Annotated in this window: 20 protein-coding genes, 1 tRNA gene and 1 pseudogene; 10 read left to right on the top strand and 12 right to left on the bottom strand. The window is 62.4% G+C overall.

Annotated elements, in window-relative coordinates; genetic code table 11:
- From FJ986_RS00410 to FJ986_RS00425, 4 genes are all read right to left on the bottom strand, one after another.
- On the bottom strand, positions 1–1,608 hold the full coding sequence (locus FJ986_RS00410) for a carboxyl transferase domain-containing protein (protein WP_140673117.1): 1,608 nt from the start codon (positions 1,606–1,608) through the stop codon (positions 1–3).
- Position 1,609: 1 nt separating this feature from the next.
- A complete protein-coding gene (locus FJ986_RS00415) occupies positions 1,610–2,773 on the bottom strand; it encodes an isovaleryl-CoA dehydrogenase (RefSeq protein WP_140555818.1) in 1,164 nt (387 codons plus the stop codon).
- 66 nt (positions 2,774–2,839) lie between these two features.
- On the bottom strand, positions 2,840–3,490 hold the full coding sequence (locus FJ986_RS00420) for a TetR/AcrR family transcriptional regulator (protein ID WP_140555816.1): 651 nt from the start codon (positions 3,488–3,490) through the stop codon (positions 2,840–2,842).
- Positions 3,491–3,559: 69 nt separating this feature from the next.
- The gene (locus FJ986_RS00425; protein WP_140494632.1) at positions 3,560–3,844 is read right to left on the bottom strand and encodes an acylphosphatase; all 285 of its coding nucleotides are present in this window, start codon (positions 3,842–3,844) and stop codon (positions 3,560–3,562) included.
- Positions 3,845–4,010: 166 nt separating this feature from the next.
- Between FJ986_RS00425 and FJ986_RS00430 the strand changes: the two genes are divergently transcribed.
- Positions 4,011–5,015, top strand: coding sequence for a bifunctional helix-turn-helix transcriptional regulator/GNAT family N-acetyltransferase (locus tag FJ986_RS00430; protein ID WP_140520698.1), 1,005 nt, complete (start codon positions 4,011–4,013; stop codon positions 5,013–5,015).
- A 36-nt stretch (positions 5,016–5,051) separates the two neighbouring features.
- On the opposite strand, the gene FJ986_RS00435 is transcribed toward FJ986_RS00430, so the two are convergent.
- The 4 genes and pseudogenes from FJ986_RS00435 to FJ986_RS00450 all read right to left on the bottom strand — a co-directional run bounded on the left by FJ986_RS00435 (position 5,052) and on the right by FJ986_RS00450 (position 8,079).
- Complete coding sequence (locus tag FJ986_RS00435) at positions 5,052–6,164, bottom strand: pyridoxal phosphate-dependent aminotransferase (protein ID WP_140520697.1); 1,113 nt, start codon at positions 6,162–6,164, stop codon at positions 5,052–5,054.
- Between the two features lie 214 nt (positions 6,165–6,378).
- On the bottom strand, positions 6,379–7,527 hold the full coding sequence (locus FJ986_RS00440) for a porin (protein WP_140520696.1): 1,149 nt from the start codon (positions 7,525–7,527) through the stop codon (positions 6,379–6,381).
- Between the two features lie 123 nt (positions 7,528–7,650).
- Positions 7,651–7,892 (bottom strand): annotated as a pseudogene (locus tag FJ986_RS00445) (GIY-YIG nuclease family protein).
- 96 nt (positions 7,893–7,988) lie between these two features.
- Positions 7,989–8,079, bottom strand: a tRNA-Ser gene (locus FJ986_RS00450).
- Between the two features lie 470 nt (positions 8,080–8,549).
- On the opposite strand from FJ986_RS00450, the gene FJ986_RS00455 reads away from it, so the two are divergent.
- Positions 8,550–9,692, top strand: coding sequence for a porin (locus FJ986_RS00455; RefSeq protein ID WP_140494624.1), 1,143 nt, complete (start codon positions 8,550–8,552; stop codon positions 9,690–9,692).
- A 241-nt stretch (positions 9,693–9,933) separates the two neighbouring features.
- Positions 9,934–11,001 carry a site-specific integrase gene (locus tag FJ986_RS00460; protein ID WP_140517794.1) on the top strand — a complete coding sequence of 356 codons (1,068 nt, stop codon included), beginning with the start codon at positions 9,934–9,936 and terminating at the stop codon, positions 10,999–11,001.
- Between the two features lie 134 nt (positions 11,002–11,135).
- Here the strand turns inward: FJ986_RS00460 and FJ986_RS00465 are convergent, their stop codons facing one another.
- Together FJ986_RS00465 and FJ986_RS00470 are read right to left on the bottom strand one after the other, a co-directional pair.
- Complete coding sequence (locus FJ986_RS00465) at positions 11,136–12,032, bottom strand: alpha/beta hydrolase (protein ID WP_140494621.1); 897 nt, start codon at positions 12,030–12,032, stop codon at positions 11,136–11,138.
- Positions 12,033–12,207: 175 nt separating this feature from the next.
- Positions 12,208–14,253, bottom strand: coding sequence for a lytic transglycosylase domain-containing protein (locus FJ986_RS00470; protein WP_140672023.1), 2,046 nt, complete (start codon positions 14,251–14,253; stop codon positions 12,208–12,210).
- A gap of 303 nt (positions 14,254–14,556) precedes the next feature.
- On the opposite strand from FJ986_RS00470, the gene dapA reads away from it, so the two are divergent.
- The 3 genes from dapA to FJ986_RS00485 all read left to right on the top strand — a co-directional run bounded on the left by dapA (position 14,557) and on the right by FJ986_RS00485 (position 16,737).
- On the top strand, positions 14,557–15,438 hold the full coding sequence (gene dapA / locus FJ986_RS00475; RefSeq protein WP_140494617.1) for a 4-hydroxy-tetrahydrodipicolinate synthase: 882 nt from the start codon (positions 14,557–14,559) through the stop codon (positions 15,436–15,438).
- Positions 15,439–15,463: 25 nt separating this feature from the next.
- Positions 15,464–15,943, top strand: a complete 480-nt coding sequence (smpB, locus tag FJ986_RS00480; RefSeq protein WP_140494616.1) for an SsrA-binding protein SmpB — start codon at positions 15,464–15,466, stop codon at positions 15,941–15,943.
- A gap of 83 nt (positions 15,944–16,026) precedes the next feature.
- On the top strand, positions 16,027–16,737 hold the full coding sequence (locus FJ986_RS00485; RefSeq protein WP_140494614.1) for a GH25 family lysozyme: 711 nt from the start codon (positions 16,027–16,029) through the stop codon (positions 16,735–16,737).
- A 14-nt stretch (positions 16,738–16,751) separates the two neighbouring features.
- Here the strand turns inward: FJ986_RS00485 and FJ986_RS00490 are convergent, their stop codons facing one another.
- Positions 16,752–17,414 carry a uracil-DNA glycosylase gene (locus FJ986_RS00490; RefSeq protein ID WP_224646739.1) on the bottom strand — a complete coding sequence of 221 codons (663 nt, stop codon included), beginning with the start codon at positions 17,412–17,414 and terminating at the stop codon, positions 16,752–16,754.
- Between the two features lie 11 nt (positions 17,415–17,425).
- On the bottom strand, positions 17,426–18,007 hold the full coding sequence (locus tag FJ986_RS00495; protein WP_140494612.1) for an NYN domain-containing protein: 582 nt from the start codon (positions 18,005–18,007) through the stop codon (positions 17,426–17,428).
- Positions 18,008–18,340: 333 nt separating this feature from the next.
- On the opposite strand from FJ986_RS00495, the gene rpoZ reads away from it, so the two are divergent.
- The 4 genes from rpoZ (at position 18,341) to FJ986_RS00515 (ending at position 22,097) form a co-directional block, all read left to right on the top strand.
- Positions 18,341–18,742: a DNA-directed RNA polymerase subunit omega gene (gene rpoZ / locus FJ986_RS00500; protein WP_140494610.1), complete on the top strand. Its 402-nt coding sequence runs from the start codon at positions 18,341–18,343 to the stop codon at positions 18,740–18,742.
- A 128-nt stretch (positions 18,743–18,870) separates the two neighbouring features.
- Positions 18,871–21,099, top strand: a complete 2,229-nt coding sequence (locus tag FJ986_RS00505) for a bifunctional (p)ppGpp synthetase/guanosine-3',5'-bis(diphosphate) 3'-pyrophosphohydrolase (RefSeq protein ID WP_140494607.1) — start codon at positions 18,871–18,873, stop codon at positions 21,097–21,099.
- Positions 21,100–21,127: 28 nt separating this feature from the next.
- Positions 21,128–21,706, top strand: coding sequence for an orotate phosphoribosyltransferase (gene pyrE / locus FJ986_RS00510; protein WP_140673119.1), 579 nt, complete (start codon positions 21,128–21,130; stop codon positions 21,704–21,706).
- A 10-nt stretch (positions 21,707–21,716) separates the two neighbouring features.
- A complete protein-coding gene (locus FJ986_RS00515) occupies positions 21,717–22,097 on the top strand; it encodes a VOC family protein (RefSeq protein ID WP_140494603.1) in 381 nt (126 codons plus the stop codon).
- The last annotated feature ends 3 nt before the right edge of the window (positions 22,098–22,100 follow it).

Genomic DNA, 22,100 nt, shown 5'->3' on the forward strand with positions numbered 1-22,100 from the left:
TCACATCCTGAACACGCCGAAGCGCGTTTCCTCGATCTCCGCTTTGAGCGCGGCCGAGAGGCTGAGCGCCAGCACCTCGCGCGTCTTGGCCGGATCGATGATGCCGTCGTCCCATAGCCTTGCGGAGGAATAGAGCGGGTGGCCTTCATGCTCGTATTTCATCAGGATCGGCTTCCTGAACTTCGCTTCTTCCTCAGCGCTCCATTCGCCGCCCTTGCGCTCGATACCCTCGCGCTTGACCATGGCCAGCACCGTCGCCGCCTGCTCGCCGCCCATCACCGAAATGCGGGCGTTCGGCCACATCCACAGGAAGCGGGGCGAATAGGCGCGCCCGCACATGCCGTAGTTGCCGGCGCCGAACGAGCCGCCGATGATCACGGTGACCTTGGGCACGCGGGCGGTGGCGACTGCCATCACCAGCTTGGCGCCGTCCTTGGCGATGCCGCCTGCCTCATATTTGCGCCCCACCATGAAACCGGTGATGTTCTGTAGGAACACCAGCGGGATTTTGCGCTGGCAGCACAGCTCGATGAAGTGCGCGCCCTTCAGCGCGCTTTCGGAAAACAGCACGCCATTGTTGGCGATGATACCGACCGGCATGCCGTGAAGATGGGCAAAGCCGGTGACGAGCGTGGTGCCGTAATACTGCTTGAACTCATCGAACTCCGAACCGTCGACGAGGCGCGCGATCACCTCGCGCACGTCATAGGGCTGGCGCAGATCCGTCGGCACGATGCCGTAGATCTCATCTGCCGGATGAAGCGGCGGAATCGGTTTCTGGACGGCAAGGCTTACGGTCTTGTTCCGATTGAGGTTCTTGATGATGCGCCGGCAGATGGCCAGCGCATGTTCGTCGTCGAGCGCGTAGTGGTCGGCGACGCCGGAGAGCCGTGTGTGGACGTCGGCGCCGCCGAGATCCTCGGCGCTGACATCCTCGCCGGTGGCGGCCTTCACCAGCGGGGGGCCGCCGAGGAAGATGGTCGCCTGGTTGCGCACCATGATCGTCTCGTCCGACATTGCCGGCACATAGGCGCCGCCCGCCGTGCACGAACCCATGACGCAGGCGATCTGCGGGATGCCTGAGGCGGACATGTTGGCCTGGTTGTAGAATATGCGCCCGAAATGCTCGCGGTCGGGAAACACCTCGTCCTGGTTGGGCAGGTTGGCGCCGCCGCTGTCGACCAGGTAGACGCAAGGCAGATTGTTCTGCAGCGCGATCTCCTGCGCGCGCAGATGCTTCTTCACCGTCAGCGGGTAATAGGTGCCGCCCTTCACCGTGGCGTCATTGACGACGACCATCACTTCCGTGCCTTCGACGCGCCCGATACCGGCGATGATGCCGGCGGAGGGAATGTCCTCGCCATACATCGACCATGCGGCGAACTGGCCGATCTCGAGAAAGGGCGACCCGGTGTCGAGCAATTGCGCCAGCCGCTCGCGCGGCAGCAGCTTGCCGCGCGCGACGTGTCGCTCGCGCGCCTCTTCCGAGCCACCGCGCTCGACGCTCGCGGCCTTTTCGGCGATATCGCCGACCAGCGCCCGCATGCGTTCGGCATTGGTGTGGAAGGTATCGGAGGAAGGGGAGATCTGGGTCCGGAGGACGGCCATGCTATACCCCCTCCGCCATGATCTCGCGGCCGATCAGCCATCGCCGGATTTCGCTGGTGCCGGCACCGATTTCGTAGAGCTTGGCGTCGCGTAGCAGCCGGCCGGTCGGATAGTCGTTGATGTATCCGTTGCCACCCAGAAGCTGGAGTGCGTCAAGCGTCATCTGCGTTGCTTTTTCGGCGGCAAACAGAATGCAGCCTGCGGCGTCCTTGCGGGTGGTCTGGCCGCGGTCGCAGGCGGCGGCGACCGCGTAGACATAGGCGCGCGCGGCGTTCATCGTCGTGTACATGTCGGCGAGCTTGCCTTGCACCAACTGGAATTCCCCGATCGCCTGGCCGAACTGCTTGCGCTCATGCACATAGGGCACCGCGACGTCGAGACACGCGGCCATCAGGCCGATCGGGCCACCGGCCAGCACCGTGCGCTCATAGTCGAGACCAGACATCAGCACCTCGACGCCACACCCTTCCTCGTGCAGCACGTTGTCGAACGGCACCTCCACATTATCGAAAACCAGTTCGCCGGTGTTGGAGCCGCGCATGCCGAGCTTGTCGAGCTTTTGCGCGACCGAAAATCCGGCAAAGGCCTTTTCGACGATGAAGGCGGTGATACCGCGGGCATGGCGCTCCGGATCGGTCTTGGCATAGACCACCAGCGTCTCGGCGTCCGGGCCGTTGGTGATCCACATCTTGGTGCCGTTGAGCACGTACCGGTCGTTGCGCTTTTCGGCGCGCAGCCTGAGCGAGACGACGTCGGAGCCGGCGCCGGGCTCCGACATGGCTAGCGCGCCGACGCGCTCGCCCGAGCAAAGCGGCGGCAGGAATTTCTCCTTCTGCGCCGGCGTTGCCCAGCGGTTGATCTGGTTGACGCAGAGATTGGAGTGGGCGCCGTAGGACAGGCCGACCGAGGCCGAGGCCCTTGAGATCTCCTCGACCGCGATCACGTGGGCGAGATAACCCATGCCGCTGCCGCCGAACTCCGGATCGGCGGTGATGCCGAGGAGGCCGAGATTGCCGAGCTCCGCCCACAGATGCGCCGGGAATTCGTTCGAGCGGTCGATTTCCGCCGCGATCGGCGCGATCCTGTCCTGGGCGAAGCGCCGCACCAGCTCGCGCAATGCCTCGACATCCTCGTCATGCCCGAAGCTGAGCGTGTTCGTGTACATCCGGTTCCTCCTGCCGCATGACCCCCGAAAATCGACTTGGATTTTCGGAAAAGATCATGCGCGAAACTAAAATCCCACGGCGTCGTTTGCGCGTCCAAACGGACGTGCGGCGCTGTACGTGTCGATCCTCGCGCCGACGAGCCGCATCGTCATCGAAAGATATGTCGCTGTGACTTCTGCGATCGACAGCCGCTCGCCCGGCCGGAACCAGACGATGACACCGGTCATCATCTGGATCAGCGCCATGGCGGTGAGGCCGGTGTCTTCGACGACGAACACGCCTGCCTCGGCGCCGTCACGCAGAATGGCGCGCAGTTCCTTCTCATAGGCCGTGCGCATCCGCAGTATCTGGGTCAGTCTTTCGGGCGACAGGCTGCGCAGCTCCATGTTCGAAACATGCGTCGCATGGCGGCGGGCGATGTGGAAGGCGATGTGGTTCTCGACATAGGCCGAAAGCCGGCTTGCCGGATCGGCATCGGCGGGCCGTGCGGCGTTCCAGGCTGCGATCAGCTCTTCCATATGCTCGCGCATCAGCGTGAACAGCAAATCCTCCTTGGTCGGGAAATAGCGATAAAGCGCGGCTGCCTGCACGCCTACTTCGGATGCCAGCTGGCGCATCGACATCGCCTCATAGCCGAGCCGCGCGATCAGGTTGACCGCCGCCTCGCGGGCTGCCGCCTCGGTCTTCCCGCCATCGGATCCTGTCGTGCGCGCCAAAAGAGCCTCCCTTGTTGCGAATTAATAAAACGAACGTTCAATTAATTCAAGAGGTATGCCGAAGCCGCATCAGGCATCGATCCGGAAGCCGGTAACAGGATTGCTGGATACCGCATCCTCGACGTCAACCCCGGAAACGGACGCTCCCGGCGGTCCTTTCCAAAGCCGGCCGATCATGGTCGAGACGGCTTCGCCTGTGCCGGCAATCTCAGCGGTCACCGAGCCATCCGCTTCATTGCGCACCCAGCCCGCAAGCCCAAGGCTGGCGGCCTGGCTTCGGACCCAGATCCTGTAGCCGACGCCTTGCACCTTGCCGTGGGCCCGCACACGCACTGCCTTGCGATCGTCAGCCATTGCGTCTCTCCCGAGGCTCGTCTGCTGGAATCTGGCGCAGGCGACGGGGAATGCAACAGGCCGGTCGAACGAGGATGGAGGGGGCCCGAGTCGAACTCGAATTTAATTGACTCAGTCCACTAAATTTCTAACACTGTGGCTATCATCACCCAAGGGCTGAACGCAGATGCTGGACCAACGCAGTGCTTTGGTGGCCGATATCAGGCACTTCAACCGTTTCTACACCCGCACTGTCGGCCTTCTCGACGAGACCTTGACGCAGAGCCCGTTCACGCTCACCGAGGCGCGCGTCCTGTTCGAGCTTGGTCATCGGGATCGCCCGGCGGCGGCGGAAATCGCCGGCGAGCGAGGCTTCCTTTCGGAGACATTCGACATCGATGTCGGCCCGGCCGCCTCCGACATCGCCAGGCAACTGCGTCTCGACGCGGCCTATCTGACGCGGATCCTGCGAAAATTCGCCGGCGAAGGCCTGACCGAGACCCGGACCGATCCGGTCGACCGGCGAAGGCGTATCCTGTCGCTGACGGCAAGGGGGCGGGACGCCCTTGCCGGTCTGCAGGCCGCGGCGGACCGCGACACTTCCCGGCTTATCGAGAACCTGCCCGACCACCGCTTGGCCGAACTCGGCGACGCCTTGCGCAAGGCAGCGGAGCTGCTGGGCGATCCGGCGGCTGAAGGCCAGGCGGCGCCCCCCGTCGTGACGTTGCGTCCGCATCGCGTCGGCGACATTGGCTGGGTGGTTCAGCGTCAGGCCCAGCTCTATGCCGAGGAATATGGCTGGAGCATCGAGTTCGAAGCCTTGGTTGCCGAAATCGGAGCCGACTTCATCCGCAATTTCAAGCCAGGGCGCGATTTCTGCTGGATCGCCGAACGCGCCGGCCTCCCGCTTGGCGCGGTGTTTCTGGTTCACCAGGACGACGAGGTCGCGAAACTGCGGCTGCTGCATGTCGAGGCTGCGGCGCGCGGGTTGGGCATCGGCAAGCGCCTGGTTGCGGAATGCGTGAACCAGGCGCGCGCCTGCGGCTACATCAAGCTCGTTCTGTGGACGAATGACATTCTGGTCGCCGCCCGCGCGATTTATGAGCGCGCCGGGTTCAGACTGGTTTCACAGGAGCGCCATCACAGTTTCGGCAAGGAACTCACCGGCCAGAACTGGGAGCTCGATCTCTAACCGGCCGGCAAGTGTCGCCGCGATGGCAACGCTCGTTTAGTTTCCACGGGCGGCGGCCAGTGCGCCGGGCAGTTCCTCGGCAAAAATGTCAAGCTCGTGGTCCAGTCCGACGCTGACGCGGATGCAACGATCGAGCCCCGGCGCCATCGGCTTGCGGATGAAGACGTCGCGCGACAACAGGCCTTGCAGGATCTTCAGCGCGAAAGCGCCGTCGCGGCAGCAATCGATGGTGACGAAATTGGTCGCCGACGGCAGGGGCGTCAGCCCGTTCTGTTCGGCTATCTGCGCGATGCGCCGGCGCCCTGCCGCCACCCGCGCCACCACTGAATCCAGATAATCCTGGTCGGCGAGCGCCTCGACGCCCGCCACCTGCGCCATGCGGCTGACGCCGTAGTGGTTGCGGATCTTCTCGAAATCGCTGATCACCTGGGCCTCGGCGACCGCATAGCCGCAGCGTATGCCGGCAAGCCCGTAAGCTTTCGAAAAGGTGCGCATGCGGATGACGTTCGGCCGCGAGACGTCGATGGGCGGCAGTGCGGAGGCCGGCCCCAATTCTCCATAGGCTTCATCGAGCACGAGCATGGTGGTTTCCGGCAGCGCTTCGATGAAGCGCGTCAGCTCGGCCGCTTCCCACCAGCTCCCCATGGGGTTGTCCGGATTGGACAGATAGACCAGCGGCGCTTTCTCCCTGGCGGCCGCAGCCAGCAGCCCTTCCAAATCCTCGTGGTCGTTCGCATAGGGCACGGTGACAAGCCTTCCGCCGACACCGGCAATGTGGAAGTTGAAGGTGGGATAGGCGCCGAGCGAGGTGACCACCGCATCGCCAGGCGCAACATACATGCGCGCCACCAGACCAAGCAGGCCATCGATGCCTTCGCCGACCACGACGTTCTCGACCTTGAGATTATGATGCGCTGCCGCGGCCACCTTCAGGTCGTGATTGTCCGGATCGCAATACATCCACATGTCGCGCGCGATCTCGGCCATCCGGGCGATGACGCGCGGCGAGGGTCCGAAGCTGCTCTCATTGGCGCCGATGCGGGCGCGGAATGCACGCCCGCGCTCGCGCTCCTGCGCTTCGGGGCCGACAAACGGCACGGTCGACGGAAGCGCTGCAACGAGCGGCATAAGGGGAGGGCGCAGACGCATGGCAAAAGCTCGCGTGAGGGAAGGGGCTTCTTGCTAGCGCGGTCAGTAGGCGGGTGCAAGTTGCGCGCAATGAGCAATCGTTGCCGCCCGCCTGATCCAAACACCTGATGCATCCCAGAGCAATCATCGTCCGCTGCGGAATCGCGCAGTCGAAACTCCCAATGAAAAAACCCGGCGGTTGCCCGCCGGGTTTCTATATTCGAAGCGATAGCTGTTAGAACGAGCGCTGGAAGCGGAGCATGCCGCCGACGCTGTTCTTCTTATCGGCAGGCGTAAACGATGGGTTGACGAAGCCAGCATCGTCAAACCGGCCGGCATGGAGGTAGTCGACTTCGGCCGTGACGGTGAAGCCGGGAACGACGTCATAAGCAACGTTCGCCGCAACGCCGACGTTCTTCCAGTCGTCAGCAGACACCTGAAGGTTGAACGAGGTCTTCTCGTTGAACTTGTAGGTGCCGCCGCCCCAGACTGCCCAGTTGCCGCCCCACGCCTTGTAGAAGCCGCGACCATGGGCTTCGACAAAATTGCCGGCGTCGTCGTTGAGGTTGTCATCGGTGCCGTAGCCGCCCATGATGAACAGCGACAGTGCGTCGCTGACATTGACGTCCAAGCGAACCTTGCCGGCGACTTCCTCGTAATTGCTGTCATAAGCGACGACGCCGGTGATGGCGCCCCAACCCTGCGTATACTTCACGCCGCCGACGACATGCGGAACATAGCTGTCGATCGTGTCGGTACCGGTGCCTTCTTCGAGCGAGACCACGGCCGAGAAGCCATTGCCCGCGTCGAAGTAGTACTGGACGACGTTGGTGTCGAAATCGCCGTAAGGAACCAGCGTATCCTGGATGACGTTGCCGGCGTAGCCGACGAACGTATCGAAGGCCGATTCGTCCTTACCAACCCGGAGACCACCGAGCTGGATCCAGGCGAAGTTCAGCGAGACGTCCCGGTTGTGGGCGGCGTTGATCGGCTCGTCGAAGGCATTGTCGTCGCCGAAGTTGAAGCGGGTCTCGGTGTAGGTCTTCAACGTGCCGAGTTCGGTTTCCTGGCCGGTCCAGGTCTTCAGCGTGAAGCGCGTGTTCTTGTAGTAGGTGTTGTGGTCGTCGCCATCCTGGTGATCGGCAGCCTTCGCACCGTCGAACGAGCCGGTGTCGCCCACGCCGATGTCGTAACGGACATAGCCGCCGACGCGCAGGCAGGTCTCGGTGCCGGGGATGTAGAAGTAGCCAGCGCCGTAGACGTCGCAAATCTTGACGTATTCAGCGGGCTCCGGCTCGGCGACGACGACGGCGTCGGCGGCGCGCGCACCGGAAACTGCGATCAGGGCCGCAGCGGAGCCGAGAAGAAGGCTCTTGATGTTCATTTTCTGACCTCCAGTCAGAATCGAACGAAACAACCGTTTTGGTGGTGCGTGTTTTTGCAGCAAACAATTGGTATTGCTGCGTTTTTCCGGGAATCCCTGGGTTTTTTCACAAGGAAGGGGCATTCACCACAGACGTTTGCTGGCGAAGGCGTGCCCGGAACCGGATTTGAGATAACGCTCAATGAAGTCGCCTTGGCTTGATTCGAGAACGCCACATAGGTGACGATCTGCCATGGCAGGAACTTGGATCTGTGACTGGATTTTCCGTGATTGTGCTCGGCAAGCCGTCGCTTCAAGTCGGACGTGATGCCGACATAACGCTCACCGTCGGCAGTCTTGCTTTCCAGCAGGTATACATACCACACGACCGGCCCTCCTTTGCCAAGGCTTCGGAGGGCATCCTGCTTCGCGCTGAGGTCTGGTCTGGGCTTGTCCTGCGAAGCTCGAAGAGCGAAGCAGGATGGCGGAGAGGATGGGATTCGAACCCACGAGAAGCTTTTGACCTCTACTCCCTTAGCAGGGGAGCGCCTTCGACCACTCGGCCACCTCTCCGTTGCGCCGCTGGATAAAGAAAAGCGCCGGCACAATCAACAAGCCCCAGCCAATATCTCGGAAAAAGAAGCCATTATACGGAAAAATAAGAACGCACCGGCCTGCGGCCTTCCGCGATGCGGCGGTTCTGCGGCGATTCCCTGGCTGGCGGCTCAAGGCCTCGCCATGATTCCGTCAGCCGATCGCCGGATTCGCCCGTAAACAAGGGGCTGGGGCGGGCCGAAGGTTAATGAGAGCTTTCTGAGTGAGGCCAAATCGTGTCATTTGTGCAACAACGCTGGGGGATAGCAGCCGCACAGCCCTTTCGCCGGTACGATCGTGGTTGAACCCCGTCTGCTCATGGGTAATGTCGATTTCGAAGGAGCGGCGCGGTGCGCATCTTTTTCGGTAGTGGGGATGGGGCAGGGAACGCTGTCCTTCAGCAAAGAATACCCAGACCCGTTTTTTAACTTTTGACTGGAGGTCAGAAAATGAACATCAAGAGCCTTCTTCTCGGCTCCGCTGCGGCCCTGATCGCAGTTTCCGGTGCGCGCGCCGCCGACGCCGTCGTCGTCGCCGAGCCGGAGCCCGCTGAATACGTCAAGATTTGCGACGTCTACGGCGCTGGCTACTTCTACATCCCCGGCACCGAGACCTGCCTGCGCATCGGCGGCTACATCCGTTATGACATCGGCGGCGGCGACGTCGGCACGTTCAACGGTTCGAAGACTGCGGACCACCAGGACGGCTCGGTAAATGATGCCTGGCACAAAAATGCCCGCTTCACGCTGAAGACCTGGACCGGCCAGGAAACCGAGCTCGGCACCTTGAAGACCTACACCGAGACCCGCTTCAACTTCGGCAACGACAACGCAATCGAGCCGTTCAACACCGCCCATAACAAGGACGTCTCGCTGAACTTCGCCTGGATCCAGCTCGGTGGTCTCCGCGTTGGTAAGGACGAATCGGCCTTCGATACGTTCGTCGGCTACGCCGGCAACGTGATCCAGGATACGCTTGTTCCTTACGGCGATTTCGACACCAACGTCGTCCAGTACTACTTCGACGCTGGCAACGGCTTCTCGGCCGTGGTCTCGCTCGAAGAAGGCGCGGGCGTTGTCGGCACGATCGACAGCTACGTTCCGCATGTCGTCGGCGGTCTGAAGTGGACGCAGGGCTGGGGCGCCATCAGCGGTGTCGTCGCTTATGACAGCAACTACGAAGAAGTTGCCGGCAAGGTTCGCTTGGACGTGAACGTCAACGACGCACTGTCGCTGTGGGTCATGGGCGGTTACGGCACCGATGACAACCTCAACGACGACGCCGGCAATTTTGTCGACGCCCATGGTCGCGGTTTCTACAAGCAGTGGGGCGGCAACTGGGCTGTCTGGGGCGGCGGTACCTACAAGTTCAACGAGAAGACCTCGTTCAACGCGCAGGTGTCGTATGACGATTGGAAGAACCTGGGCATCGCGGCGAACATCGCCTACGACGTCGTCCCGGGCTTCACGGTCACGGCCGAAGTCGACTACCTCAATGCAGGCAGGTTCGACGACGCCGACTTCTCCAACTGGACCGGCGCCGACAAGAAGAGCAGCATCGGCGGTATCCTCCGCTTCCAGCGCTCGTTCTAAGGGCTGGTTCCATACAGGTGAAATCCAGCCCGGGCGCATCAACGCCCGGGCTGTTTTTGTTTCGTGACTGGATCAAGGCAAACAGAAGGAACAGGGGGTAACGGTAGCTGAATAGAGTCCGTGGGATGGTTTCGTGGGATCCGCTGATGGCGGATGAAATCACAACTGCGTGATTCAAATCTCTTGAAAGGACGCTCCCAAGCGGATAGGGCTGAATCTATCCCACTCGGGGGTGTGGCAAATGATGACGACCGAAGCGATTCAAGAGGGCGAGCCCTCCGATCATTTTTCGATGTTTTCTTCTCAGAACTCAAAGTTTAACTACACCTACAATAGGATACGAGAAGTAAAATCGCATAGGGTTGGAGATCTTTTTTCGGCATATCGAGATATATTGTGGGATGATGGGCGACATAAATACAATGTCAGCTCGTTCATCGGCGAGATAGACGAGATTCTGCTCGGGGAGCGTTTCAGCGCCTTTGACCAGAGTACCCTGGACAACCTTATCGGCACCTTGCGCCAGCGCGGCAACAGCAACGCAACCATCAATCGGAAGATGGCTGCCCTCAGCAAACTGCTGCGCAAGGCCTACAAGATGGGAGATATCCACAGCCTGCCCGAGTTCCGCCGCCAGAAGGAGCGGTCGGGACGGATTCGTTTCCTTGAAAGGGACGAGGAGGCCAGGCTGTTTGCTGCCATCAGGAGCCGCAGCGAGAATGCCTACCGGCTTTCCGTCTTCCTGGTCGACACTGGCTGCCGCCTTGGCGAGGCGCTCGGGCTGATCTGGAACGACATCCAGGAGCATCGCGTCTCCTTCTGGATCACCAAGTCCGGCCGAAGCCGCACCATTCCGATGACCGAGCGTGTCAAGGAAGTGATCAAGCTGCCTCCCGGCGAAGGCCGTCGGCCGAAAGGCCCGTTCACCACATTCAGCCAGGCTCAATACCGTGCCATCTGGAACGATGCGAAGGCCGAAGTCGGTCTGGCCGCCGACGACCAGGTGGTGCCGCACATTCTGCGCCATACCTGCGCCTCGCGTCTTGTTCAGGGCGGTATCGACATCAGGCGCGTGCAGATGTGGCTCGGCCACCAGACCCTGTCGATGACGATGCGCTATGCGCATCTGGCCACCAATGACCTCGACGGCTGCGTCACCGTGCTGGAAGTACCCCGGTCTGGCGGCGCCGACAGCGTGAAGGCAGCGCCCGAACCGTCCCCGCGCGCTGCCGCGCGCGGTGCGGCAGACCAGCCGGCAGCCGTGAAGACCACGGCTAAGGCAATGAAGAAGGCCTCAAAGTCCCGATAAGTTCACGCTTTGAAGACGCTGTGGACAACCAATTCCGTGGATCCCCCGATCTGCGGGTTATTTCAGGCATGCTATTCCGGCTTCGGAACCTACCTTGGTCGCCCTGCTGTCGTTTGCCTCGCCGGCAACGGTTTTTAAAGGCGAGTCGGCAGCCGCTCGGCTCTGTCGAGGAAAGCGGCGATGTCGCCCGGCAAGGTTCCGGTTTCGAGAAAAGGGGCGTGACCCTGGCCTTCGACGGTGATCGTCTGCATTGCCGGATGGCGCTCCCGCATCTGCCGCTGTGTGCCCACCGACAGCAAACTCGAATTGGCGCCGCGTATGGCGAGCATGGGAAGGGCCGAGAGGGCGTCGAATTGCGGCCACAGCGCCGGCAGCGGCTGCGTCAGGTCGAGATTTGCAACCGTGTCGACCAGCTTCGGGTCGAAATCCGGCAGCAGGCCCTGATCCGTTTCGCGGTAGAGCGCCAGCACCATGCGCTCCCAGTCCGCATCGGCGAGCGCTGAAAAATCCCGGCCGTGAACGCGGCGCTGGGCTGCCACTGCTTCGGCGAAGGTCTTCGGCTTCGGTTTGCGTTCGAGATACGACTGGATATGGGCAAGGCCGGCCGGCTCGATCACCGGTCCGATATCGTTCAGCACGATCGCTTTCAATATGGCCGGCCGCAGCGCACCCAGGACGTGAATGATCAGGCCGCCGCGCGAGGTGCCGACGAAGGCGGCTTCCTCGATTCCCAAGGCCGCCAGTCCGGCAAGAATGTCGCCGGCTTCGACGCCGACATTATAGCGGCTGACATCGGGATCATAATCGGACTGCCCGCGGCCGCGATAGTCAAAGGCGACGACCTTGCGTGGGCTCCCCGCTTTGCCGGCCAAATAGAGCGCGAGTTCGTGGAAGTCGCGTGCATTGCGGGTGAGCCCGGGCAGACAGACGACTGGCCAATGTCGCGAATTTGCGTCGCCATAGATCCGGGCATGGAGCTTCAGCCCATTGGGTCCCGCGTAGAAGAAATCGGAGAAACCTTCGCTCGCCATTGGAATGCTGCCCCTTGCTCTCGCCGGATGGTCCGTCTGCTACAGGCGAGGGAAGGGATGGTCAAATGGAGCAGTTACTTCTCCTCTTGCGGGCCGAAGGTGGCGAGGCCCTTCACTCAGCCAAGGCGAGTGGATCCGCGCGAGGCCAACTCCTCTCGCAAGGAAACGAAAGCCGTCAACTTCGCCCGTTCACAAGATCTCCCACAATGTCATACTTGCCGGAAATGCGCATCTTGTACACCTCGTAGTTCTCCATCACGCGCTGCACATAACTCCTTGTTTCCGTGTAAGGAATCCGTTCGATCCAGTCGACGACGGCGTCGATGTCCTTGCCGCGCGGATCGCCGTATTTCGCCACCCATTGGGCAGCGCGGCTGGGGCCGGCATTGTAGCCGGCGAAGGTCAGCACATAGGAGCCGTTGAAGCGATCGAGCTGCTGGCCGAGGAAGGCTGAGCCCAGCGTCGCATTGTAGCCGGCATCGGTGGTCAGGCGTGCCTGAGAGAATTGCAGCCCGGCCTTCTTCGCCAGTTGCTTGGCGGTTGCCGGCATCAGCTGCAGCAGCCCGCGCGCGCCGGCGCTCGATATGGCGCCGATGTTGAATTCGCTTTCCTGGCGGGCGATGGCATAGGCCAGCGCCTTGCCCGAACCGGAAATATCGGCGCTGTCGGGGATGACCCCCAAAGGATGCGACAGCGCTCCGACGTCGATGCCACGCGCGCCGGCGATCTTGCCGATCTTGAGCGACATGAAGTGGTTGCCCTGCTTTTCCGCCAGCACGGCCAGCAGCGCCAGTTCGCCCGGGCTGGTCAACTGTCCTGCAAGGTCACGATAGAGCGTCTCGGCATAGCGGTCGTAGCCCGCCTCCTGCAATCGCTTGATGGCGGCGACGGCCTCGCGGCCCGCGAAACTCTGGCGATCGGCGGCGCTCGGCGTGGGATAGGCGATGTTCAGCGCCGGACGACCAATGCGCTCGGCGGCGAGCTGGCCGTAGAATGTCGTGCCGTAGGCCGCCGCGCGCGCAAAATAATCCTTTGCGTTACCCGGACCACCAACTTCGGCGGCGCGGCCGAGCCAGTAATAGGCGCGCGACAATGTCATCGGCCCCTGCGCAAGGTCGGCAATGCGCGCGAAATGGGTTGCCGAAAGCCTGGGATCGTTCAGGCCGCGCAGCGCGTACCAGCCGGCATGGAATTCGGCTTCGGCGGCGTTCGCGGTGCTTTCGGCCGCATGCATGGCGACGATCTTGTAGGCGGCCTTCATGTCACCCTTGTCGACCAGCTCGCGCGACAGTACCCGGCGCTCCACCCACCAGGCATCCGGGTCGACCAGCGCTTCGCGATCCGTCGGCGCCTTCATCACGATGGCGGCGGCGTCGGCAATATTGTCTTGCTTGCGCAGATATTCGGCTTGCGCGAAGAAATAGCCGGCCGAACGCTGTGAAGCCGGTACCGCCTTGAGCAGCTTGGGGGTGTTCTTGTCGCCCTTGTCGGCCGCCGCCCAGGCGGTGGCCAGTTGCTCCGCTTGCGCCGGGCCGGCGACGCGCTGCGCCGCGCCGACCCGGTCGGCGTAGAACATGCGCTCCATGCGGAATCGGTGATCGGCGGCCGGGATCAGCCCGCCGAACTCCTTGATCAGCGCTGTCTCGTCCTTGGCCTCCAGGATCGCGGTGCGCCAGAACGGCACCAGCACCGAACGCGCCGCCTCTGCCTTGCCCAGGGCCACATAGGCGCGGGCAAGAAGCATCACGCCTTCGAATGTCTGCGGCTGGCTGCCGTCGAACGCCTGCACAACGATGTCGGGGGCGGGGTTCTCGCGATAGAGTGCGCGTTCGCTGTTCTTGCGCAGCGCGGTTGTCCCCGGCCAGTTGGGCAACATCTTCGCTGCGGCCGCAATGTCGCCGCTCGGCACCTTGTCGCCGCCATAAAGCGCGATTGCCCAGGCAAGGATGTGCTGGTCGAGCGAACCGGCGGAAAGGGCATCGCGCGCGGCGCGGGCACCGGGAATGTCGCCCGCCGCCAGTGCGTCCAGACCGCTCTTCAACTGCACGATGCTGGCAGAGGGGGCCGTATCGCGTGGACCCGCATCTTGCGAGCTTTGCATGCCGGGCATCGGAATGGCCGATGTCAACTGCACGTCGACGCTGCCGCCGATCGCCATCTCGGGCATCAGCGCGACGACCGCGCCCAGGAGCGCGAAAAGATGAGGCCGCCTAGTCGGCATCGTTCAGCCTTTACACATCACCAGCAGGCGCGGAAGCTTCGCGACCTGGACCAGACCGTAAACTTAGGTCATGAAGGGCCAGTTAACAAAAGGTTATCGAGGCCGTTCGAATTGCGTTTGCTGGCAGCATGGCAATGCTTGCCGCGCAACCATGTCGAGACTATGGTGCGCCGCCTCGCTTTCGGTTAGAAGGCGCGACATTAAGACCAGAGACGAAAACACCCATGCCTATCGCCCAAAAGTGGCTACCGGTTTTGGGATAACGATATGCGTGAACAAGAAGTCCCAAGGAGTTGGACGAACATGCTGAGAGGCTCGCTGACCGCGCTCGTGACACCGTTCGAAAAGAGCGGGCGTTTCGACGAGAAAGCCTTTCGCGCCTTTGTCGACTGGCAACTTGCGGAGGGCACGACAGGCCTTGTTCCCGTTGGCACCACCGGCGAGTCGCCGACGCTGTCGCATGACGAGCATCGTCAGGTGGTCAAGGTCTGCATCGAGGCGGCCAGGGGCCGCGCCCCGGTCGTCGCCGGCGCTGGCTCCAACAACACCGCGGAAGCGATCGGCCTGGTCCAATATGCCGAACAGGCAGGCGCCGATGCTGCACTTGTCGTCACTCCCTACTACAACAAGCCGACGCAGCGCGGCCTCTATGAGCACTTCGCCGCCGTCGCCAGGGCAACCAAGCTGCCGATCATCATCTACAACATCCCGCCGCGCTCGGTCATCGACATGATGCCGGAGACGATGGGCCGGCTGGCGCACGACTTCAAGAATATCGTCGGCGTCAAGGACGCGACCGGCAAGGTCGAACGGGTTTCCGAGCAGCGTATGACCTGCGGCAAGGATTTCATCCAGCTTTCCGGCGAAGATGCATCCGCGCTCGGCTTCAACGCGCATGGCGGTGTCGGCTGTATCTCGGTGACGGCCAACGTCGCGCCGCGGCTTTGTGCCGAATTCCAGGAGGCGACGCTGTCCGGCGACAGCGCCAAGGCGCTGGAATTGCAGGATCGCTTGCTGCCGCTGCACAAGGCGATCTTTATCGAACCCGGCGTGTCCGGCGCCAAATATGCGCTTTCAAAGCTCGGCAAGGTCGAGAACGTGCTGCGCTCGCCGCTGGTCACGGTCGAACAATCGACGGCCGAAAAGATCGACGCGGCGATGAAGCACGCCGGCTTGATAAATTAGGGATGAGGCGCCACCTCTCCGCATTATGAATCAAGTCAGAAAAGCCGATCCCAACAACAAGACCGTTGCGGAAAACCGCAAGGCGCGGTTTTCCTATGAGGTGCTCGACACGATCGAGGCCGGCCTGGTGCTGACCGGCACCGAGGTCAAGTCGCTGCGCCAGGGCCAGGCCAACATCCAGGACAGCTATGCCTCGGTCGAGGGCGGCGAGATTTGGCTGATCAACTCCTATCTACCGGAATATCTGCAGGCCAACCGCTTCAACCACGAGCCGCGCCGGCGCCGCAAACTGCTGCTCAACAAGCGCGAGATGGCCAGGCTGTCGCAGAGCGTCGACCGCGAAGGCATGACCCTGGTGCCGCTGAAGATCTATTTCAACGACCAGGGCCGGGCCAAGCTGCTGCTCGCCGTCGGTCGCGGCAAGAAGCTGCATGACAAGCGCGAGACGGAAAAGCAGCGCGACTGGTCGCGTGAGAAGGGCAGGCTCTTGAAAGAGCGCGGGTGACCGCCACCAGGCGGTAGCCAAGCGGATAAGTGTTTGGCTTTCAGGGTTCTAGCCAAGGAGCCAGAATACCGGAGGGGACAGTCTTGAAGAACCGGATCATCCTCTGGGGATCGGTCAGCCTGGTTTTTGCAATGCTCATGGTCGCTGGCGGCTTCTTCTATTTCCATGCGTTTTCTCCGGATCGCGGCAAATATCCTGTCAGGGGCATCGACGTTTCGCATCATCAGGGCCGGATCGACTGGCGACGCGTTGCCGCCGCCGATGTCGCCTTTGCGGTCATCAAGGCGACCGAGGGCGGCGATCATGTCGACGATGCCTTTGCCATCAATCTGCGCGAGGCTCGTGCTGCCGGGCTCGCTGTCGGCGCCTATCACTTTTTCACCTTCTGCCGGCCGGGCGCCGACCAGGCGAAGAATTTCATCGCCGTGGTGCCGCACGACCAGCCTTTGCTGCCGCCGGTTGTCGACATCGAGTTCGGCGGCAATTGCCCGCAGCGTCCTTCGCCCGAACAACTCGACACCGAACTCCAGGCCTTCCTCGGTCCCGTTGAAGCCGCCTTTGGCAAGAAAGCCATCATCTATCTGACCGACGATGCAGCAACGGCCTATGCAGGACAGATCGCCGCCCGTCCGCTCTGGCTTCGCTCACTGCTGCTCGAGCCGGGTCGCGACGATTGGGTCTACTGGCAGTACCACAACAGGGGCCGCGTCGAGGGCATCGTCGGTGACGTCGACCTGAACGTCCTGCAAGGCGGTCAGGAGAAACTGTCCGCATTGTTCGCGCCGGCGTTGTAAGCCAATTCCAGACCCTACGAATCCAGGAACGCCGCAATTTCCCTGAAAACGCTGACGAACATCGCTTCGGTCAGCACGCCGGTGTTGGTGTTGTAGCGCGAGCAGTGATAGCTGGAAAACAGCGTGATGCCCCCGGCCTCCTGCCGCCCGCCATGCTTGAAGGGATAGGCGGCGACGCGCTGGCCCAGTGCCCGCACGGTCGACTGGTGCGCGATCGAACCAAGTGTCAGCACGGCCCGCAAATTGGGAAACCGTGTGATCGTCGGCACAAGGAAAGTCCGGCAGGTGGCGATCTCGGCGCCCACAGGCTTGTTCTCGGGAGGCACGCAGCGGACGGCGTTGGTGATTGCCGTTCCAACGAGCTCCAACCCATCGTCAGGCCGCGCCTTGAACTCGCCGCGCGCCAGGCCGTGCGCGATCAACGTGCCGTAGAGCAGGTCGCCGGCATAGTCGCCCGTGAAAGGCCGGCCCGTGCGGTTCGCTCCGCGCAGGCCGGGCGCAAGCCCGACGATCAGCAGCCGGACCGAATCGTCGCCTTCGGGCGGCAGGAAGGTCGGAACCGGCGCGTTGAACCACGATGGCTCGCGTTGCCGCCACTCGGCAATGAAACCATGCAGCCGCGGACAGAGCGGGCAATCGCGATCGGGTTCCGGGGAGGCGGCCAGATGTGCGGCCAACGCAGCCGCCCTCAGTACTCGTCCTCTTCCGTCTCGGCCGGTTCGGGTCGGCGCACCGGCCTTTCGGAGGGATCGCGGCCCACCTCGTTCTTCAGCGTCATCAGGTCGATGAAATGGTCGGCCTGGCGACGCAGATCGTCGGAGATCATCGGCGGCTGCGAGGCCATGGTCGAGACAATCGACACCTTGCGCCCGCGCCGCTGCAGCGCCTCGACCAGCGTGCGGAAATCGCCGTCCCCGGAGAAGATGACATAGTGGTCGACGACATCGGCCAGTTCCAGCGCATCGACGGTCAATTCGATGTCCATGTTGCCCTTGATCTTGCGGCGGCCGGTCGAATCGGTGAATTCCTTGGCCGGCTTGGTGACGACCTTGAAGCCGTTATAGTCGAGCCAGTCGATCAGCGGCCGGATCGAGGAATATTCCTGATCCTCGACCAGGGCGGTGTAATAGTAGGCGCGCAGCAGGTAACCGCGTTTCTGGAAGCTCGACAGGAGCTTGCGATAATCGATGTCGAAACCGAGCGCGCGCGACGTGGCGTAGAGATTGGCGCCGTCGATGAACAGGGCGATCTTTTCACGGGGGTCGAACATGGAAAAATTCCTTTTCGAAATAAGCGGCCGTCAAAACGAAATGCGACTATCAGTAGGGTTCGCAATAAACCGGCTGACCTTACGCTTTTCGAAATAACGCCAGTTTTGTGGCAATCCAAGGGTTCGTTGCCGCACTGCAAGCAATTGTGATCGCCGGCTTGGTACCGGGCGCACCGGAGCTCGACCGAAACCGGTTTCGGGGGAAATCCGACAAAGCAATGACAGATCGTCCGTTCTCCGGCCCCGGCATTCCATAATGCTTGTATTTCCGCGGCGTTCGGGTTATTGACCGCGCCTGTTTTCCATTAAATCCAGGCATGAAAGGGGCAATCCATGGCCCGCGTAACCGTTGAAGATTGCATCGACAAGGTCGACAACCGCTTCGAGCTGGTGCTTCTGGCCGGCCACCGTGCTCGTCAGATCAGCCAGGGCGCGCAGATCACCGTCCCGCGCGACAATGACAAGAACCCGGTCATCGCACTGCGCGAGATCGCCGACGAGACGTTGTCGCCCGACGACCTCAAGGAAGACCTGATCCATTCGCTGCAGAAGCATGTCGAAGTCGACGAGCCCGAAGCCGATGGCGAGGCGATCGCCGATCAGACCGGCGCAGCCGTCACGGCCGCCGATACCGATGATGCTGAGGACAACATCGCCTTCGATCGCATGACCGAGGAAGACCTGCTGGCCGGCATCGAAGGCCTGGTGCCGCCGGAAAAGAGCGACGACTACTAAGACTGCTTTGCGGAGGCGCCTGGAACAATCTTCCGGCACTTCCGTCCCGGCAGTTTCGTGGCTATCTATGACATGCGCCGTGCAGCAGTGCGGCGCATGATTCATTTCATCGCCGAGAGATTCCGCCCATGATGCGTCAGTATGAGCTTGTCGAGCGCGTCCAGCGCTACAAGCCTGACGTCAACGAGGCGTTGCTCAACAAGGCCTATGTCTATGCCATGCAGAAGCATGGCCACCAGAAGCGCGCTTCCGGCGACCCCTATTTCTCGCATCCGCTCGAAGTCGCCGCCATCCTCACCGAAATGCACATGGACGAGGCGACGATCGCCGTCGCCCTGCTGCATGACACGATCGAGGACACCACGGCGACCAGGGCCGAGATCGACGAACTGTTCGGGCCCGAGATGGGCAAGCTGGTCGAGGGCCTGACCAAGCTCAAGAAACTCGACCTCGTCTCCAAGAAGGCCGAGCAGGCCGAGAATTTGCGCAAGCTTCTGCTGGCAATCTCGGAAGATGTGCGCGTGCTTCTGGTCAAGCTCGCCGACCGCTTGCACAATATGCGCACCCTCGACCATGTGCCGGAAGCCAAGCGCCTGCGCATCGCCGAGGAGACGATGGATATCTATGCGCCGCTGGCCGGGCGCATGGGCATGCAGGGCATGCGCGAGGAGCTGGAGGAGATCGCCTTCCGCTACATCAATCCGGAAGCCTATCGCGCCGTCACCGCCAGGCTCGCCGAGATTTTCGAGCGCAACAAGGGCGTGCTGTCCGAGATCGAGAAAGCGCTGTCGGCTCTGTTCGAGAAGCATGCGATCAATGCAGGCGTCAAAAGCCGGCAGAAGAAGCCGTGGTCGGTGTTCCGCAAGATGGAGGCCAAGGCGCTCTCCTTCGAGCAATTGTCCGACATTTTCGGCTTTCGCGTCGTCGTCGACAATGTCGAGGACTGCTATCGCGCGCTTGGCGCCATCCACACCGCCTGGTCGATGGTGCCCGGCCGTTTCAAGGACTACATCTCAACACCGAAGCAGAACGATTACCGCTCGATCCACACCACCATCGTCGGGCCGTCGCGCCAGCGCGTCGAGCTTCAGATCCGCACCCGCGAGATGAACAAGATCGCCGAATATGGCGTCGCCGCCCATTCGATCTACAAGGATACCGGCGGCAAGGCGAACGGCACGGCCCATTCGATCTCGAAGGAAACCAATGCCTATGCCTGGCTGAGGCGCACGATCGAACAGCTCGCCGAGGGCGACAATCCCGAGGATTTCCTCGAGAACACCAAGCTGGAACTGTTCCAGGACCAGGTGTTCTGCTTCACCCCCAAGGGCATGCTGATCGCGCTGCCGAAAGGTGCCACGCCGATCGACTTCGCCTATGCGGTTCACACCGATGTCGGCGACACCTGCGTCGGCGCCAAGGTCAACGGCCGCATCATGCCGCTGATGACGGAGCTGAAGAATGGCGACGAGGTGGAGATCATCCGCTCCAAGGCGCAGGTGCCGCCGGCCGCGTGGGAATCCGTCGTCATCACTGGCAAGGCGCGCGCCGCCATTCGCCGCGCCACCAAGAACGCCATCCGCAAGCAGTATTCGGGTCTCGGCGCGCGCATTCTCGAACGGGCTTTCGAGCGGGCCGGCAAGAATTTCACCAAGGAAAACCTGAAGCCCGTCCTGCACCGGCTGGCGCGCAAGGACATCGAGGACGTGCTGGCGTCCGTCGGCCGCGGCGAATTGGCGTCCACCGACGTCATGAAAGCCGTCTTCCCAGATTACAAGGACGAGCGCGTCACGCCGGCGGCGCCCAAGCAGCGCGAGGAAGGCTGGTCGAAGATCCGCAACGCCGCCGGCATGCTGTTCCAGATCCCGGGCCGTGCCGCGCGCAAGGACAAGGACCAGCCGCGCGACGGCGCGGTGCCGATCCGTGGCGTGCGCGGTGACCTGCCGGTGCGTTTCGCGCCGGAAGGGGCGGTGCCTGGCGACCGCATCGTCGGCATCGTGCAGCCGGGCACCGGCATTACCATCTATCCGATCCAGTCGCCGGCGCTGCAGGCTTTCGACGACCAGCCCGAGCGCTGGATTGACGTGCGCTGGGACATCGACGAGCGCACCAAGGAACGCTTCCCCGCGCGTGTTTCCGTCACCGCCATCAATGCACCGGGATCGCTCGCCGACATCGCCCAGGTCGTTGCCTCGAACGATGCCAACATCCATACGCTGTCAATGGTGCGCACCGCGCCCGATTTCACCGAAATGCTGATCGATCTCGAAGTCTGGGATCTGAAGCATCTCAACCGGCTGCTGTCGCAGCTCAAGGACAATTCGAGCGTCAGCGATGCACGGCGTGTCAATGGCTAACTCGGCTGATCTACACGGGGATAGACGGATGAATACGGACGAAGTGCTGGATATTTTTCGCCAGGCTGGTGCTGTCCTGGAGGGGCATTTCATCCTGACGTCGGGTCTGCGCAGCCCGGTCTTCCTGCAGAAGGCGCGCGTGTTCATGCATGCCGATAAGACCGAGCGGCTGTGCAAGGCGCTGGCCGAAAAGATCCGCGCCGCCGTGCCGGGTAAAATCGACTATGTCGTCGGCCCGGCCATCGGCGGGCTGATCCCGGCCTACGAGACTTCGCGCCATCTTGGCGTGCCGGCGATCTGGGTCGAGCGGGAAGGGGGCGAGTTCCGGCTGCGCCGCTTCGAGATCGCGCGCGGCGCGCGTGTCGTCATTGTCGAGGACATCGTCACCACTGGATTGTCTATCCGCGAGACCATCGACTGCCTGTGCGAACTTGGCGCCGAGGTCACGGCGGCGGCCTGCATCATCGACCGCTCCGCCGGCAAGACCGATGTCGGCGTGCCGCTGATCGCCCTCGCCGAGTACGAGGTGCCGGCCTATCCGGCCGATCGGCTGCCGCCGGAACTCGCCGCCATACCGGCGATCAAGCCGGGCAGTCGCAATATCTGAGAGGGGCGGGATGATCATCAGTATCGATCATTTCGTGCTGACGGTGGCCTCACTCGAGGCGACCTGCGCCTTTTACCAGCGCGTTCTGGGCTTTAAGCGCATCGATACGCCGGGCCTGCCGACAGCCCTGGCTTTCGGCAACCAAAAGATCAATGTCCACGAGGTCGGCCGCACCTTCGAGCCGAAGGCGAAGTCGCCGACGCCCGGAGCCGGTGATTTCTGCCTGATCACCGATCGGCCGCTCGGCGAACTCCTCGCCAGTCTCGAAGCCGATCGTGTGGCGGTGGAACTTGGACCGGTCGAGCGGGTCGGCGCACGCGGTCGCATGATGTCTGTCTATTTCCGCGATCCCGAGGACAATCTGGTCGAGGTCAGTGAATATCTGGAATAGGCG

Source organism: Mesorhizobium sp. B1-1-1, from assembly GCF_006442955.1.
In the GTDB taxonomy this organism is placed as follows: domain Bacteria; phylum Pseudomonadota; class Alphaproteobacteria; order Rhizobiales; family Rhizobiaceae; genus Mesorhizobium.